15 protein-coding genes are annotated in these 15,554 nt (G+C 49.5%); 11 read left to right on the forward strand and 4 right to left on the reverse strand.

The genetic code is table 11. The features are described 5' to 3' along the window. Positions 1–144: 144 nt before the first annotated feature. The 10 genes from AC0L4K_RS04040 (at position 145) to AC0L4K_RS04085 (ending at position 11,137) form a co-directional block, all read left to right on the forward strand. Complete coding sequence (locus AC0L4K_RS04040) at positions 145–1,347, forward strand: thiamine pyrophosphate-dependent dehydrogenase E1 component subunit alpha (protein WP_417228026.1); 1,203 nt, start codon at positions 145–147, stop codon at positions 1,345–1,347. Continuing rightward, the gene (locus AC0L4K_RS04045) at positions 1,340–2,317 is read left to right on the forward strand and encodes an alpha-ketoacid dehydrogenase subunit beta (RefSeq protein ID WP_473268303.1); all 978 of its coding nucleotides are present in this window, start codon (positions 1,340–1,342) and stop codon (positions 2,315–2,317) included. Before AC0L4K_RS04040 ends, AC0L4K_RS04045 begins: the two co-directional genes overlap by 8 nt. Before the next feature lie 12 nt (positions 2,318–2,329). Continuing rightward, a complete protein-coding gene (locus AC0L4K_RS04050) occupies positions 2,330–3,898 on the forward strand; it encodes a dihydrolipoyllysine-residue acetyltransferase (protein ID WP_473268304.1) in 1,569 nt (522 codons plus the stop codon). Positions 3,899–4,104: 206 nt separating this feature from the next. Further along, positions 4,105–4,224: a type II toxin-antitoxin system YhaV family toxin gene (locus AC0L4K_RS04055; RefSeq protein WP_473268305.1), complete on the forward strand. Its 120-nt coding sequence runs from the start codon at positions 4,105–4,107 to the stop codon at positions 4,222–4,224. A 384-nt stretch (positions 4,225–4,608) separates the two neighbouring features. Beyond that, on the forward strand, positions 4,609–5,685 hold the full coding sequence (locus tag AC0L4K_RS04060; protein ID WP_417228028.1) for a TRAP transporter substrate-binding protein: 1,077 nt from the start codon (positions 4,609–4,611) through the stop codon (positions 5,683–5,685). Between the two features lie 94 nt (positions 5,686–5,779). Beyond that, positions 5,780–6,316, forward strand: coding sequence for a TRAP transporter small permease subunit (locus AC0L4K_RS04065; RefSeq protein WP_473268306.1), 537 nt, complete (start codon positions 5,780–5,782; stop codon positions 6,314–6,316). A gap of 12 nt (positions 6,317–6,328) precedes the next feature. Next, positions 6,329–7,618, forward strand: coding sequence for a TRAP transporter large permease (locus AC0L4K_RS04070; RefSeq protein ID WP_417228030.1), 1,290 nt, complete (start codon positions 6,329–6,331; stop codon positions 7,616–7,618). A gap of 63 nt (positions 7,619–7,681) precedes the next feature. Then, entirely contained in the window at positions 7,682–9,040 is a 1,359-nt protein-coding gene (locus tag AC0L4K_RS04075) for a cache domain-containing protein (protein WP_473268307.1), read from the forward strand. Positions 9,041–9,062: 22 nt separating this feature from the next. After that, on the forward strand, positions 9,063–9,716 hold the full coding sequence (locus tag AC0L4K_RS04080; protein ID WP_473268309.1) for a response regulator transcription factor: 654 nt from the start codon (positions 9,063–9,065) through the stop codon (positions 9,714–9,716). 650 nt (positions 9,717–10,366) lie between these two features. After that, positions 10,367–11,137, forward strand: a complete 771-nt coding sequence (locus AC0L4K_RS04085) for a hypothetical protein (RefSeq protein ID WP_473268310.1) — start codon at positions 10,367–10,369, stop codon at positions 11,135–11,137. Positions 11,138–11,197: 60 nt separating this feature from the next. Here the strand turns inward: AC0L4K_RS04085 and AC0L4K_RS04090 are convergent, their stop codons facing one another. Together AC0L4K_RS04090 and AC0L4K_RS04095 are read right to left on the reverse strand one after the other, a co-directional pair. After that, positions 11,198–11,491 (reverse strand): group II intron maturase-specific domain-containing protein, encoded by a 294-nt coding sequence (locus tag AC0L4K_RS04090; RefSeq protein ID WP_473268311.1) that lies wholly within the window; start codon positions 11,489–11,491, stop codon positions 11,198–11,200. Between the two features lie 189 nt (positions 11,492–11,680). Further along, positions 11,681–12,286, reverse strand: a complete 606-nt coding sequence (locus AC0L4K_RS04095) for a Yip1 family protein (protein WP_473268312.1) — start codon at positions 12,284–12,286, stop codon at positions 11,681–11,683. A 162-nt stretch (positions 12,287–12,448) separates the two neighbouring features. Between AC0L4K_RS04095 and AC0L4K_RS04100 the strand changes: the two genes are divergently transcribed. Continuing rightward, on the forward strand, positions 12,449–13,141 hold the full coding sequence (locus tag AC0L4K_RS04100) for an aspartate/glutamate racemase family protein (RefSeq protein WP_473268313.1): 693 nt from the start codon (positions 12,449–12,451) through the stop codon (positions 13,139–13,141). A gap of 39 nt (positions 13,142–13,180) precedes the next feature. Here AC0L4K_RS04100 and AC0L4K_RS04105 read toward each other — a convergent pair whose 3' ends face one another. Next, the gene (locus tag AC0L4K_RS04105; protein ID WP_473268314.1) at positions 13,181–14,242 is read right to left on the reverse strand and encodes a diguanylate cyclase; all 1,062 of its coding nucleotides are present in this window, start codon (positions 14,240–14,242) and stop codon (positions 13,181–13,183) included. Between the two features lie 10 nt (positions 14,243–14,252). Beyond that, a complete protein-coding gene (pbpG, locus tag AC0L4K_RS04110; protein ID WP_417228036.1) occupies positions 14,253–15,296 on the reverse strand; it encodes a D-alanyl-D-alanine endopeptidase in 1,044 nt (347 codons plus the stop codon). Positions 15,297–15,554: the final 258 nt, after the last annotated feature.

The raw sequence follows: 15,554 nt of genomic DNA on the forward strand, positions 1-15,554 counted from the left end.
TATTATTTGGCGGTGTATATCTATTCAGACGTTTAATTTATGTACTTAGTACAACTTGTATACCTGTTTTGCCCTGACTTGGTCGTTTAATTACTGCGTTCAAGAGGGGAGCTTTTTCTCCATTAATAAAAATAAGAGGATGTTATGAGTACGGATACCAAAGACCGGGCTATCCATCAGCCCCAGTTTATTCGTGGCGATGCCCTGAAAATCCCTACCTATAGGGTGTTAAAGCAGGACGGCAGCCTTTATGAAAACGCCCAGGCTCCTGAGATCGATCAGACGTTGGCCCTGCGTATCTATACCAGCATGGTGCGCACCCGAATGCTTGACGAGCGTGGTCTGGCCTCGCAACGTCAGGGACGGTTGAGTTTTTATATGCAGTGTACCGGTGAAGAAGCGACGATTGTCGGTTTTGCTGCGGCACTGGATGATAAGGATATGATCATGACCCAGTACCGCGAACAGGCGGCCCTGGTTTATCGCGGTTTCAGTCTCGATGAATTCATGAATCAACTGTTCAGCAATGAATTGGATTACGGCAAAGGCCGACAGATGCCGATCCATTACGGCTCTGCAAAACTCAATTACATGACTGTTTCTTCCACTCTGGCAACCCAACTGCCCCAGGCCACCGGGTATGCCTATGGTCAGAAGATGGCCGGCGAAGGGCTCTGCACTGTAGCTGTCTTTGGCGAAGGCGCTTCATCTGAAGGTGACTTTCATGCGGCGCTGAATATGGCAGCGGTACTCAAGGTACCAGCGATCTTCCTCTGCCGAAACAATGGCTACGCGATCTCTACCCCTTCCAGCGAACAATTTGCTGGTGACGGTATCGCCCCGCGCGGCGTGGGTTACGGCATGCATACAATCCGCGTTGATGGTAACGATATTCTGGCGGTCGTTGAAGCAACCCGTCAGGCACGTAAGATCGCCGTTGAACAGAACGAGCCGGTATTGCTTGAGGCTATGACCTATCGCTCGGCGCCTCATTCCTCCTCGGATGACCCCTCAGGTTATCGGAGTGATTCTGAAGAGGCAAAGTGGCGTGAGCTGGACCCTTTGTTGCGGATGAAAAACTGGTTGCTGCAACAGAGCTGGTGGAGTGATGAGCAAGATAAAGAACTGTATGAGGCTGAGCGTCAGGCGGTGTTGGCAGCGATGAAAAAAGCGGAAAAGGTGGGCCGGTCGCATATCGATGAGATGATCACCGATGTCTACGACACCCCGCCACCTCATCTGCAACAGCAACTGAAAGCGCTTAAAGCGCATATCCGACTTTATCCTGAGGTGTACCCTACGTCAGCTGCTCAACTGGATACTAAGGAGGGGGTGGATCATGGCTAAAATGAATCTGTTACAGGCCGTTAATAACGCTCTGGATACCGCGATGTCCGCTAACGAGCGTGTTATCTGTTTTGGTGAGGATGTAGGTGTGTTTGGCGGTGTTTTCCGTGCGACCAGTAACCTGCAGGAAAAATTTGGTCGTGCCCGCTGCTTCAATACCCCGCTGGTTGAGCAGGGGATTATCGGTTTTGCCAATGGTTTGGCAGCGCAGGGCTCTGTCGCTGTTGCTGAAATCCAGTTTGCCGATTATATCTTTCCCGCGTTTGATCAGATTGTTAATGAAGCGGCTAAGTTTCGCTACCGTTCCGGCAACCTGTTTAATGTGGGCGGGTTGACTATACGGACTCCCTACGGGGGCGGTATTGCCGGTGGGCATTACCATTCCCAGTCGCCCGAAGCCTATTTTACTCATACGCCGGGCCTGAAGGTGGTGGTACCGCGTAACCCGCATCAGGCCAAAGGACTGTTGCTGGCATCGATTCGTGATCATAACCCGGTGGTTTTTTTCGAGCCCAAACGGATCTACCGTGCTTCAGTGGGTGAGGTTCCAGAAGAGGATTACGAACTGCCATTAGGTCAGGCTGAAGTGGTACGCGAAGGCACCGATATCACCCTGCTAGCCTGGGGCGCACAGATGGAGCATCTCGAACTGGCAGCGGAACTGGCGGATAAAGAGGGGATCTCCTGCGAAATTATTGACCTGCGTACGCTGCTACCCTGGGATGTTGACACTGTCGCCTCTTCGGTACAAAAGACAGGCCGTCTGTTGATCAGCCATGAGGCCCCTATTACCGGAGGCTTTGCCGGAGAGATCGCAACGACCATACAGGAACGCTGTTTCCTCCACCTTGAATCGCCTATCGCGCGGGTAGCCGGGCTTGATGTGCCTTACCCGCTAGCACAGGAAAAGGAGTATATCCCGGACCAGTGGAAGATCTTTGAAGCGATTAAAGCCAGTGTTAATTTCTAGGGGTGTGGAACGATGATTAATAATTTTATTCTGCCGGATATCGGCGAAGGGATCGTTGAGTGTGAGCTGGTTGAGTGGCTGATTAAAGAGGGGGATCTGATTGAGGAAGATCAACCGGTCGCTGATATGATGACAGATAAGGCAGTGGTGCAGATTCCGGCACCTCACGCCGGTCGAGTGACTAAACTCTTTTATCAGCAGGGAGATATCGCCAAAGTGCATTCACCGCTGTTTGCAGTAGAGCAGGATGACGGCTCGAACGATAAGAGGCAAAGCGTTGCTGCATTAGTCGAAGAGACTGTTGCAGCACCCGTTGAGGCCAGCAGCGCCGCAGCGGAAACCATCGATTTTATACTGCCCGATATTGGTGAGGGAATTATCGAGTGTGAAGTGGCCGAGTGGTTAGTTGCCGTAGGTGACCGGCTTGAGGAGGATCAGCCGGTGGTTGATGTGGTGACCGACAAAGCGACGGTACAGATTCCCGCTCCCCGTGCTGGTGTGGTCACCAAGCTTTACTTTGCTGAGGGCGAGATAGCTAAAGTGCATGGACCGTTGTTTGCCTTGTTGCCAGATGAAGCGGCTGCAGTTAAGGCTGATTCTGTTTCGGCGTCAGTACCTGCTGCTGTGCCATCTACACCGTCTGCTTCGGCTCTGTCTGCTGCAACAATGCCTGCTCAGGTTAATGGAAAGGTTGGTACCAAAGCGCTGGCCGGTCCTGCGGTTCGGCGTGTAGCCCGGGAACTTGGAGTGGATATACACCAGGTACCTGGGAGTGGCAAAAATGGCCGGGTGCTCAAAGAAGATGTACAGCGATTTAAGGAACAAGGCGGGGAGGTTGTTGCCGTTTCTTCAGCCCCTGTCGCTGAGATCTCTACTGAAAATCGGGTCGAGAAGATTAGCGGGATTAAGGCTGCGATGGCGCGGCAGATGACACTGTCTGCCTCGACCATTCCACATTTCACCTATGGTGATGAAGTGGATGTGACAGCGTTGCTGGCGTTGCGGGCTCAACTTAAAATTCAGGCGGAGAAGCAGGGGATTCGATTGACGTTGATGCCCTTTATCATGAAAGCACTGGCGCTGGCGTTGCAGGAGTTCCCCATCCTCAATAGTCAGGTAAATGCTGATTGCACTGAGATTCACTATCAACCGAACTGCAATATCGGTATGGCGGTGGACTCTACCAAAGGTCTGATAGTCCCCAATATCAAGAAGGTAGAAACCCTGAGTATTCTTGAGATTGCCAGGGAGGTCAGCCGTCTGGTTGAGGCTGCACGCTCCGGTCGGGTATCTCCGGTGGACCTGCAGGGGGGCACGATCAGTATCTCCAACATAGGCGCTCTGGGTGGTACCTATGCCTCTCCGATGGTTAACCCACCAGAGGTGGCTATTGTGGCCCTGGGTAAGACCCAGACCCTGCCGCGTTTTAATGACAATGGAGAGGTGGTGGCGCGTTCATTGATGAATATCAGCTGGTCGGGAGATCACCGTATTATCGATGGTGGTACTATCGCCCGATTCAGTTTGCTGTGGCAGTCCTATCTGGAAGATCCTGCGTCCATGTTATTGGAGCTGTCTTAATCATGAGATACTGGGTCGATATCGGCAGAGGCCTTTCGCTTTGAAAGGCTATCAGCCAACGAGCGACCTGGTTTCATTCCCTCAACTACAGGAAAGACTCACTTAATCCGCAACCGAACCGTTGCATAAGTTGGGCTGGTAATCGAGAGTAACCGGAAAATGACCATAAACATTGGTTTCGTGCTAAGTTTTTTCAACAGTATCGTTTGTTTTTCAGGTTTGATTCCGCTGCTAAAATTATTGTCTTTAGCTGGGTTAACGATGAAAATAATAAACGTGCCTATGGCAGTATGTCTGACGCGTATCGTGTTTTGAGAAAATGCTGAACAATGGTCATCCACCTGATGATTGTGATTAATTGCTCAAGGAAGCTAAAGGCCATTTGGATCGATTGAATGAGCTTTCTAGCCAGCTATTAGACTAAGATTGTTAATCACAAGGTCAGAAGAGCGGCAAGCCTAACAGCCAAATAGCTGGGCAAATTCCTACGTAAAACTACGTAGACTCTCTACGTATTATCACTTCTGCCTGTGCGCAGTATTCCGAATAGGCGTATCACGACTAATTTAGCACACTGTTCTCATGCTGGCGCTGCACTTTAACGGCGCTATCCGGTGGTGATGTTCGCTCGATATTGTTTCAGCGTTGATCGCTACCTTTATAGATGTTCTTCCCGGCAGGGGAGCTGCAAATAGAGGATGAGAATAACAATGCTAAAACTGAACTTTGCAAAGAAGCTAGTGACGGTCGCAGCCTGCGCGACGATGCTGGCAAGCCCGTTGATGGCGGCGGAGAAAGTCTATCGCTTAAAGTTGGCGGAAACTTGGCCAACTAACTTCCCTGTGTTTGGCGATGCGCCTAAGAATATGGCCGCGTTAGCTGAAAAAATGTCTAACGGTCGCTTAAAAATCACTATCGATTCAAAAAATAAGCACAAAGCACCTTTCGGTGTGTTTGATATGGTGCGTTCGGGTCAGTATGACATGGGCCACTCAGCGTCTTATTACTGGAAAGGCAAGGTGCCAAACACCCTGTATTTCACCACTATGCCTTTTGGTATGACAGCACCTGAACAGTACGCTTGGTTTTATCATGGCGGCGGACAGGAACTGATGGATGAGGTGTACGGTAAGTACAATATTATGTCTTTCCCTGGAGGCAACACCGGTAACCAGATGGGCGGTTGGTTCCAGAAAGAGATCAACTCACTGGATGACCTTCAGGGCCTGAAGATGCGTATTCCAGGATTCGCTGGTGAAGTGCTGGCAAAACTGGGTGCTAAGCCTACCAATATTCCACCGGGTGAACTGTACACCGCACTGGAACGTCGCACCATCGATGCGCTCGAGTGGGTTGGACCCTCATTGGATCTACGCATGGGCTTTCACAAGATAGCACCGTTTTACTATACCGGCTGGCATGAGCCTGCGACTGAGCTTCAGTTCATGATCAACAAGAAAAAGTACGATACTTTGCCGGCTGATCTGCAACAAATCCTGAAGACGGCAATGCGTACCGCTGCGTATGACATGTATATCCAGTCTTACCATCTGTCTAGCGAAAACTGGGCGACTATGAAACAGGAGTTCCCGAACATTCAGGTGAAGTCATTCCCGCCAGAAGTACTCGCAGCGATGCGTACGGCGAACGACGAATTGTTGGCTGAGAAAGCGGCAGCGGATCCTTTAGCAAAGAAAATCCTGGATTCTCAAGCTGAGTACATGAAGAAAGTACGGGTCTGGACTGATATCTCCGATAAAGCTTATCTGGATAACGTCAGTAACTGATCAGTCTGATTGATTGAATCAATGTAAATACAACGAGCAGCCTGTATCTGGTTTCAGGTACGGGTTGCTGCGTTTTTAAATGGCGAGAATGATTATGTTGTTAACCAGACTCGAACAGCTTTGCGATGGCTTTTCTGAACTGTTGGGCAAACTGTCCGCGGTGCTGTTTGTGGTGATGCTGTTTAATGTATTCATCGATGTGGTGATGCGTTATTTATTCAATGATGTGTCGATTGGCATGCAGGAGATGGAATGGCATCTGTATGCATCCGTATTTCTGCTGGGGGTACCTTATACCCTGAAAACCGGTGGGCATGTGCGGGTCGATCTTATCTATGAGGGTCTTACGTCTAAAACCAAGGCGCTGATCGATATGGTTGGCATTCTAGTGTTGCTAATACCTTTTTGTGCGTTGGTCGGTTGGTATGGTGTTGGTTTTGCCATGGAAGCCTATGACCTCGGTGAAACGTCGGGCGATCCCGGTGGTTTACCCTATCGCTGGATTATCAAAGCCGTGATTCCGTTTGCCTTCTTCGCCATTGTGATTAGTGGCATCGGGCTGTTTCTTAAATCGCTCAATATCTTCCTTGGTCACGGTCAGGCGGATAGCTATCAACCCCCACAGCATTAAGAGGCGCTGACGATGATTGGTATTGTAATGTTTTGTGTTGCGCTGTTGATGCTGCTGTTTGGCTTCCCAGTTGCATTTACTTTTGGTGGTGTTGCTCTGTTGTTCGGCTTGTTTGCCGAAGGTCCTGAGCTGTTTGCGTTTATGCCGTTCCGGATTCAAAGTATCATGGAAAACACGGTGCTGATGGCGGTGCCACTGTTTGTCTTTATGGGGATTGTGCTACAGCGCACCCGCTTGGCAGAACAGCTGTTGGAAGCGATGGCGAAGTTGTTTGGTGGTGTACGCGGTGGTTTGGCGATCTCGACGGTATTAGTTGGTGCGTTATTAGCTGCATCAACCGGTGTAGTGGGGGCATCCGTCGTGGCCATGGGATTGATCTCATTGCCGGTCATGCTGAAATACAAGTATGACAAATCGTTAGCCTGCGGCACTATCTGTGCATCCGGCACTCTCGGGCAGATTATCCCGCCCTCAATTATTTTGATCATACTCGGCGATGTATTGGGTATTCCTGTCGGTGATCTGTTCAAGGCAGCGGTCGGTCCGGGCTTTATTCTGATTGGCCTCTATATTGTTTATATTCTAATTTATGCTTGGCTCAAGCCAGAGGCCGCTCCGGCGTTGCCGATGGATGAAGGCGTCAACAGCAAGACCGAACAGTACGTTAAGGCGATGAAGGCGATTATACCGCCGCTGGCACTGATTCTGATTGTGTTGGGATCGATCTTTGCGGGCATCGCAACGCCGACAGAATCTTCTGCTTTAGGTGGTGTAGGTGCTATTGCGCTAGCGGCTATTTATGGTCAGTTTAGCTGGAAGATGGTTATCGATTCGGCTTCCGAAACCGTAAAAGTTACGGCGATGGTGTTTGCTATTCTGTTGGGGGCAACGGCGTTCTCGATGGCCTTTACCTATACCGGTGGTGATTATATTGTCGAAGAGCTGTTATCGGATATGCCAGGTGGTGCCACCGGGTTCCTGATTTTGTCGATGCTCGCGATTATGGTGCTGGGCTTCTTTATCGACTTTGTTGAGATCAGCTTTATTATTGTGCCGATTCTCGCGCCGGTGGCCGATGCATTGGGCATAGCGCCGGTTTGGTTTGCTATTTTGATTGCGATGAACCTTCAGACCAGTTTCTTGACACCGCCGTTTGGTTTCAGTCTGTTCTACCTGAAAGGGGTCTCGCCGCCGGAGGTGCGTACCGTTGATATCTATCGGGGTGTCATGCCGTTTATAGCGATGCAGGTCGCGGTGGTTATTTCGATACTGTTGTTCCCTGGGTTCTATGGTCTTAATTAAAAGCGCTTCTTTAAATGATGGCTAACGATATACTGAGGTTAAAAACAGGCTGATATTGGATCTATGAAACCCGTAGTCACTTCGCTTAAAGCAAAAATGCTGCTGTTATCGATTATCCCTCTGATAATCGTGACGGTGGCGATTACGCTGATCAGCCTGAATCAGGCCCGGTTATTATCCGAGCAAGAGATCCAAACCTTCGAAGAGAATCTACTGGCTTCGAAACGTAAAGAACTGCAACACTATGTTGATTTGGCGATGACATCTATCGCCCATGTGGTTGCCGAAGCGGGGCCGGCTGATCGAGCGGCTGAAGCGGAAGTAAAACGGATTCTACATAGTTTGACTTACGGCGATGACGGCTATTTCTTTGTCTATGATGCCAAAGGGGTTAGTTTGGTACACCCGGTTCAGCCGGAGTTAGTGGGCCAAAACCTGTTTGATATGCAAGACTATAATGGCAACTATGTGATTCAAAACTTGTTGCGTTTGGCGCAGGACGGGGGCGGCTATCACCGCTATATCTGGAGTAAACCATCCAAAGGTGGACTCGAAGATAAACTCAGTTATGTTGTTCAGATACCCAAATTCAATTGGATGATGGGGACTGGGTTATATATCGATGATATCGCTAAAGAAGTGGCCATCACACGACAGAAAGTAACCCATAATATTCGTAATACCTTTTTCACGGTGGTGGCGATTCTTGCGGCAACGGTGGTGGTGATTGCGTTATTGGGGTTGGGGTTAAATGTACACGCCTCGCAATTGGCCGATACCCGCTTACGGGAGGTGGCCCACCGTTATGTGCAGTTTCAGGTGAGTCAGCGGCGTAATTTTGCCCGCGAACTTCACGATGGTATTAATCAATTAATGGTGTCGGTGAAGTTTCGTATTGAGTTAGCGAGAGACAAACTGCAGCCCGATGACATTAAGGCGCGGGCTGAGTTGGACCGTGGCAGTGAAGTATTAAACCAAGCGATTCAAGAAGTCCGACGTATTTCTCATGATCTTCGGCCGATTCAACTGGATGATTTGGGTTTAGAACCCGCTTTGCGCAGTATGATTGCGGAGCTTTCTGAACGCACCGGTATTGCGATGCAGGTCGGCTTAGCTTTGCCTCAGCAGCGCCTGCCTGATGATATCGAGATCACCCTGTATCGTGTTGCTCAGGAAGCCTTAATGAATATTGATCGACACGCGAAGGCGACGCAGGCAAGTGTGCATATTTGGCAGGAAGAACGCTTTATCTGGCTGGAGGTGCGTGACAATGGCCGCGGTTTTAATCTGTCTGCGGATACCGGAGAGGGAATTGGACTACTGAATATGCGTGAGCGTACCGAGCTGTTGAGCGGCCAGTTCAGTTTGCGGAGTAAACCCGGTAGCGGCACCCGCTTACGGGTGGGATTTTCGCTGATCTAGATTAGATGAACAGGTGAAACGGATGACAGGTAAAAAAATTCGTGTTGTGCTGGTGGACGATCACGCCTTGGTACAGGAGGGCATTATTGCCCGGCTGGAGAATGAGTCGGCATTAGAGGTTGTCGGTGCTGCCAGTAATGGTGCTGAAGCACTGTCGTTGATTGCCCAAGTTAAACCCGATGTGGTGTTAATGGATATCTCCATGCCGGTGATGAATGGCTTTGAGGCAACTGAACGGCTACGCGCAGAGCAACCGGATGTGCGGGTGCTGATTTTAACCATGCATGAAAGTCGTGAATATATACTGAAACTGATTCAGTGCGGCGCTGCTGGTTATGTGCTGAAGGATGTGTCGGCGAGTGAGCTGGTCAGTGCGATAAAAACGGTTTATAGCGGGGCGACTTATTTTAGTGCCGGTGTTTCTCAATCTCTGTTTAGTCAGCCGGATCTAACCTTGCAGAATGATACGCCACCTCAGCAGGATTCATTGACCTGTCGAGAAACAGAAGTACTCAGTTTATTGGCGGGTGGCGCGAGTAATAAAGAGGTTGCCCGACAGTTAGATATCTCCGTAAGAACAGCGGAAACGCACCGTCAAAATATCAAAAATAAGCTGGATTTGCATACAGCCGCCGGTTTAGTGCGTTATGCTATCGAACATCATTTGATCGACTGAGATCTATGTAAACCCTCTTGGATCTCGCGGATCGAACGTGACCCTCATGACCTTAGTTGAGCGCGTGAAGCTCGTAAAATATTGTCTCGATCCATTGAGTAAACCCATGCAGGGCAAGCGTTGACGCTTTTCTGCTGTGTGGGTGAGCCATGAGGAAAGAGCCGTCGATGTTGAGTCTACGGCTCTTTTTTTGTTGTAGGCAATGCCAGCTTTGTGCCAAAAGCGGATATGCCACCTGTGATTGATACAATGTGGTAACGCTTTCTTTAATCCTTGAAGAATGTTGTTCTAGCCTATTCGTGTTTTCCAACGTTTGCCGTTTAGCCAAACGTTGTAGCAATCAACAGGGTTACTAGGATATAGTTCAACTAGATGGGTAAGAGGAGTACCCGTATCGTAGTCCGTCATTTTGACTAGCCTACGAAGGTCTGGCCATTCAGACGGATATTCAGGATGAATACCATCATCTTTTTTCCTCTCTGGTGACCCTTGCCTTCGCATACTTAGTCACATATGCCTGATAGGTACGACGTCTAGGATACATACCTTCCCCCTCTTGGATGATGACTACCGTGTAAGGTCGTAGAGCTTGCAAGCTTTAGAGCCTTGCACGGGCGCAATAATAAAGTTGTTAAAAACAAGGAGAAGTCATGATCGGAGCTCATTCACTAGACGGCATCAAAAACAAAATATCCTCCGATCTTCCTCGAACGATTAGCGGCACGAGGAGAGAACCTATTCATGATATCAGGCTTATGACCACTTTTGATTCGCGTCGTCCAACTCGATATCAAAATGTTCGCTTTGAGGAAAAGTGTGATTCGAAACTTGTAGGGATATTGTTAGCGCACCCTAATGCGCCGACTGCCCAACAGGAAATCGTAGGTCATTTATCTCATTTTCACCTCCGTTCGGGAGAAGCCGTCGACTTCTTCTGTGTGGGTTATGGTGCCTATTGGCCGCCGTCCCATTACGCAGATCAAAAGGTGGTAGCCTCCATTGAAGAAACTGATTGGTACTTTAGCGAAACGGCGTTTTCGGAGGTAATTGACCAACTCGAAAAAGAGACACGATGGAGTTACAGCGGCGAAACTGAGCTGATTTTGCTCTCAGCGCATAAAGGCAGTGATGGCAAAGCGGAATTAGATTTCGGGAGTGCCATTGTTTGTAACTTGGAGAGAATGGCCGCTGACGGTGCTTTCAGTTCGATTCGCGCTTTTTTTGCTCAAATCTTCACATTCGCCAAACAGAAAAGAGCTAGCGATCCGGCTTGGGCTTTCAGTGATCATGCGGGTATCGGAGTTGGTAAATCAGTGATAAAGGATGGAATTCTGGGGCTTTTGCCCAGCTCTCTTCGACAGCGGTACAAACAGGCGGAGCACTACGCCGTTCGGGACATCGGCAGTTTTTTAATCGGGTAGCCGAGGGTCTCTAACCCTCAGCCCCCACAACACCCTGCATGCGGATCCGCACAGGGCGTTTCACTGAGAATGGTGAAGCTTGATCCATCCATCGCGCAATTCATAAAGCCCCTGAGATTTTAAATAAGCATTGGATAATGCCTGATTAATCCCCGGTGTTTTAGCGCTTCGCCATGGGCCTTTACTGGTAATGCCACACGCAACAGCCGCCTGTACGTGGACGCCTCGACTTATCAGGTTCCTTACCTTGGTGCGTGGCTTTCGCCACTGCCGCCAGTAAGCCATCCTTATTCTGCGCCGAATCCAATGATCTAGATCGGCGCAGAGTTGATACCCATTGTCCGTTTCGCTCACTCATTGCTGGAGCCGTTTGCGACATATCGTGGCATTTAGTAGAAGTGTGGCTTTGGTCATATAACGAACTAGACGCTCAAAATGGACACAAAAAGTCTGCGGTTTTCGGTCCATTTAGTTTAGCGTTAGTCGATTTTTATGCGCTCTAAGCTATGGCACTCGAATCCTACGGCAGTCAATCACACCGTATCAGCCTATGTAGGTCAGTGGTGTGGTGGTGCTCCAGAGAAATACGGTTGCGGCTCTTAGACCCACTAAAATCACCAAACCGACGGTGAGAATCGAGATACAAAACATAATCCCCCGTGCTTGCGGTATTTTCATAATGATGGGCACGCCGGTAAACAGTAGATAGGTGCTATACGCCAGCGCCGCCATGCCTGCGGCAACACACAACCACAACATCGGATACAAACCCGCTAGCCCGGACAGTAACAGCGGTGTGGCGGTATAGAGGGTTAGGTTCATGCAGCGTTCAAGGGAGGCATGGCCACCGTAGGTTCTTTCCATCCAGTGAATAGCAAAGCTCATTACCCCGAGTGCCAAGCAGGTGGCCAGATAAAAGGCGAAGGCCGAATTGATAGCGCTGATTAAGCTTAGTTTTACGACATCACCACCGGGAATCAGACTCCAGCCGACTTGCGTCGTCCCGATAAATAGAGAGGTCGCGGGGATCATGGCTAGTAACGCCAATAAAAACAATACCTCGGTGGTTCCTTTAAGTCGCTCGTCCCTGAGGTGTTGCATGGCTAGGGTGGGGCGGTAGAAAAGTTCAGACATCGATTTTATGGTCATGATCGTCACCTGCTCGGGTTGCTCGGGGTTAATCTGTTACGCCGATCCCTTAAGAGTAGATCAATACAGCAAAATCTGTACTGCCAAGAGGGATGAAAACTGTATCTGGCGGAGGGGCATCGGCGTTATATATGCTAGTGATACAGCGATGAGGAGATGGGCATGAAGACAATCGGTTTATTGGGTGGCATGAGTTGGGAGTCGACCGCGAGTTACTATAAAGCGATCAATCAAGGGGTTAAAGCCCAGTTGGGTGGCTTACATTCCGCTAAGTTGGCGATGTTAAGTGTCGACTTTGCTGAGATTGAAGTGTTGCAGCAACAGGGCGACTGGCAGCAGGCGGGGGCTATTTTGGCACAAGCCGCTCAGGCGGTTGAGGCGGCAGGGGCGGATTTCTTTGTTATCGGCACCAACACGATGCATAAGGTTGCCGGCCAGATCGAAGCGGCGGTGTCGATTCCCTTACTGCATATTGCCGATGCCACCGCAGTGCAATTGAAAGCCGACAACATGACAACCGTGGGATTATTGGGCACCCGTTTCACCATGGAACAGGATTTTTATCGCGGACGGTTAACGGATCATCATGGCATTGAGGTGCTGGTGCCGGATGAAGCCGCTCGGGGGTTGGTGCATAACATTATTTATGATGAACTCTGCCAAGGGCAGATTAGCGATAGTTCTCGTCAAGTTTATGTCGATATTATTGCGGAGTTAGCGAAGCAGGGGGCGCAGGCGGTGATTCTTGGATGCACCGAGATTGCCTTGCTGGTGAAGCAGAAGGATACCTCAGTGCCTCTGTATGATACCACCGCTATCCATTCAGCGGCGGCGGTTAACTTAGCACTGAGTTGATGATCATTGAGTTAATCGCTGAGGTGCCTATTTAGGTGGTTAGTCGGTTTCGATGACGGGATAACAGTGTCGGCGCATTGTTTCGGTGCTGTCATTATTGAAGTCTTCATAGGACATCTGGCCGATCGTGCCTTGGCTATCGATTAACATGGTCATATTGCGACCGCTCTCTTTGGCGGCATACAAGGCGATATCGGCTCGCTTGATGGAGCCTTTGATATCCGAGTAGCGGCTCAGTTGAGTAACCCCGAACGAGGCGGTGACGTTGTGCTGGTTGCCATGATGATTGATACGGGATTGCGCCAGTTGTAGGCGGATACGATCGATCACGGGGGCCGCCTGCTCTAACGACATCTCTGGGAAAATAAACAAAAACTCCTCACCACCATAGCGGGAAACGGTGTCATGGCGACGAATGCTGTCATCAAAGAGTTTGGCCGTATGGCCTAGTAATAAATCGCCGACATCATGACCCCAGACATCGTTGACGTTTTTAAAGTGATCAATATCGGCCATGGCGATACAGCAGTCATAGTCATCGGAGCGCTGCATTTTATTGTATTCACTGGCCAGTACCGCACCGACTGAACGACGATTCATTAATCGAGTGGTCGGGTCAAACTGCTGCTTGTTTAGGACTGAAAATTCAAACAGCACCATAACCATATCAAACAGTTCTTTTTGGGTGTGCATAAACTTATTCAGGTCATCACGTTTGATCTCTTGATGCTGATTCAGCTGTTGTACTAAGGTGCTGGCAGCAGTATGTAGCTGCTGATGGTAAGCCTCTATTTTTAAAAAGGAGCCCTGTTTGAACATCTCATCTTCAAATACTTTGGTGAGCCATTGGCCAAATTGACAGTGCCGGTGAGCATCGGCCGCAACAAACTGAGCACCCTCTAAGGGTTGGCGGATAATGAGTGCTTTAGTGACGGCCTGCATCCAGTCTCGATGGGCCTCCAATGAGTGCTTAATATCATCGGACAGCGCCTCGAAATCTTCATGGTGCAGACTCTCCAATAGATTTTCGATGACGTATCTATCCTTCGTTTGCTTGTCCGCGGGTGCTAAGTTTGTCGCGCGGTGTAGAGGGCTATTCACAAGCGCAATCTCACTGTAAAGCCAGTTGTTCAGGAACAGGGTGTTGCAATAGTTCCTGCAATGTCTGGCGTTGGTAATGTCTAGCCGAACTGCTGATCTTGCCGCTTTCGCCAGTGGTGAGCCAACGGCGTATACGGCCAGCATCGCCTACCGGGGTACGCTTGCCATAGGAGTTCAGCATCACCATGACGGTGTTGCGGCCATTGATATTTGCCATCATCACTAGGCAGCGACCTGCTTCATCGAGGTAGCCGGTTTTTGTGACGCCGATCTGCCAGCTTTTACGGTGCACCAAGACATTGGTGTTGCCATAGCGTAATGAGTAACCGGGGCTACTAAAACGGGCGGTGTAGCTCGGGGTCTTGCTGTATTCACGAATTTTGGCGTAGGAGGCCGCCGCACGCACCATAATAGCCAGATCCGAGGCGGTTGAGACATTGTGCTCCGATAGCCCGGTGGAGTCGACAAAATGGCTATGGGTCATCCCGAGTTGCTGGGCTTTAAGGTTCATTGCGCGAACAAAGGCTTTAATCCCGCCGGGATAGGTATGACCAAGGGCAGAGGAGGCCATGTTTTCAGATGACATCAAGGCGATGCGGATAACATCTTTGCGGGGGAGTTCGGAGCCGATACGGATACGTGAATAATAATTGTTATTGGCTTGTTTATGACGCTGGGTAAACTGAATTTTTTCATTTAAGGGCAGCTTAGCGTCTAAGGTAACCATCGCAGTCATCAACTTGGTGATGGACGCGATCGGCATCATCATCTCAGCATGTTTTTGATACAGCGGAGCGCCGGTCTGGGCGTCAATGACGGCGGCACTGACCGATGCTAATTCGATATTGCTTTTATCAAGGCTGAGTAACCGTTGTGTGGCACTCGAGAGCGATGCGCTTTGATTATTTGTTTGAGCCTGTGCCGGTAAACTGATGGCGCAGATAAGCAGAAGGCTGTGCAGAACACAGCGGGCTGAGTGGCTCGTTTTAAGGCGTTGTCTGATGGATTGGGTCGCGTATTGGCTTAACAACCACTTTATTGTGAGTATTTTCAAGACTGAACCGTCATAAAATTGGCTTCGTTAAAAGTATGTGTTTATTGACAGTCCGTTGTCTGCCGCATGAATAAATGCAGCTTCTGTAAACTTAGCGTTTTGCCACTTTAGCATAAACACGTGTTTTAATCGTTGTTTAAACTGATCATTTTATGTTTTTATGGCGGCGTTTATTGGATCAGAAAGCCTATCGTAAAATAATTACTTCCCTGAATAGGGTAGAATAACGCACCTGATATTCAGCACTGAAAGCAGGCT

The sequence above is a fragment of the Amphritea sp. GJ51-11 genome (genome assembly GCF_055808735.1).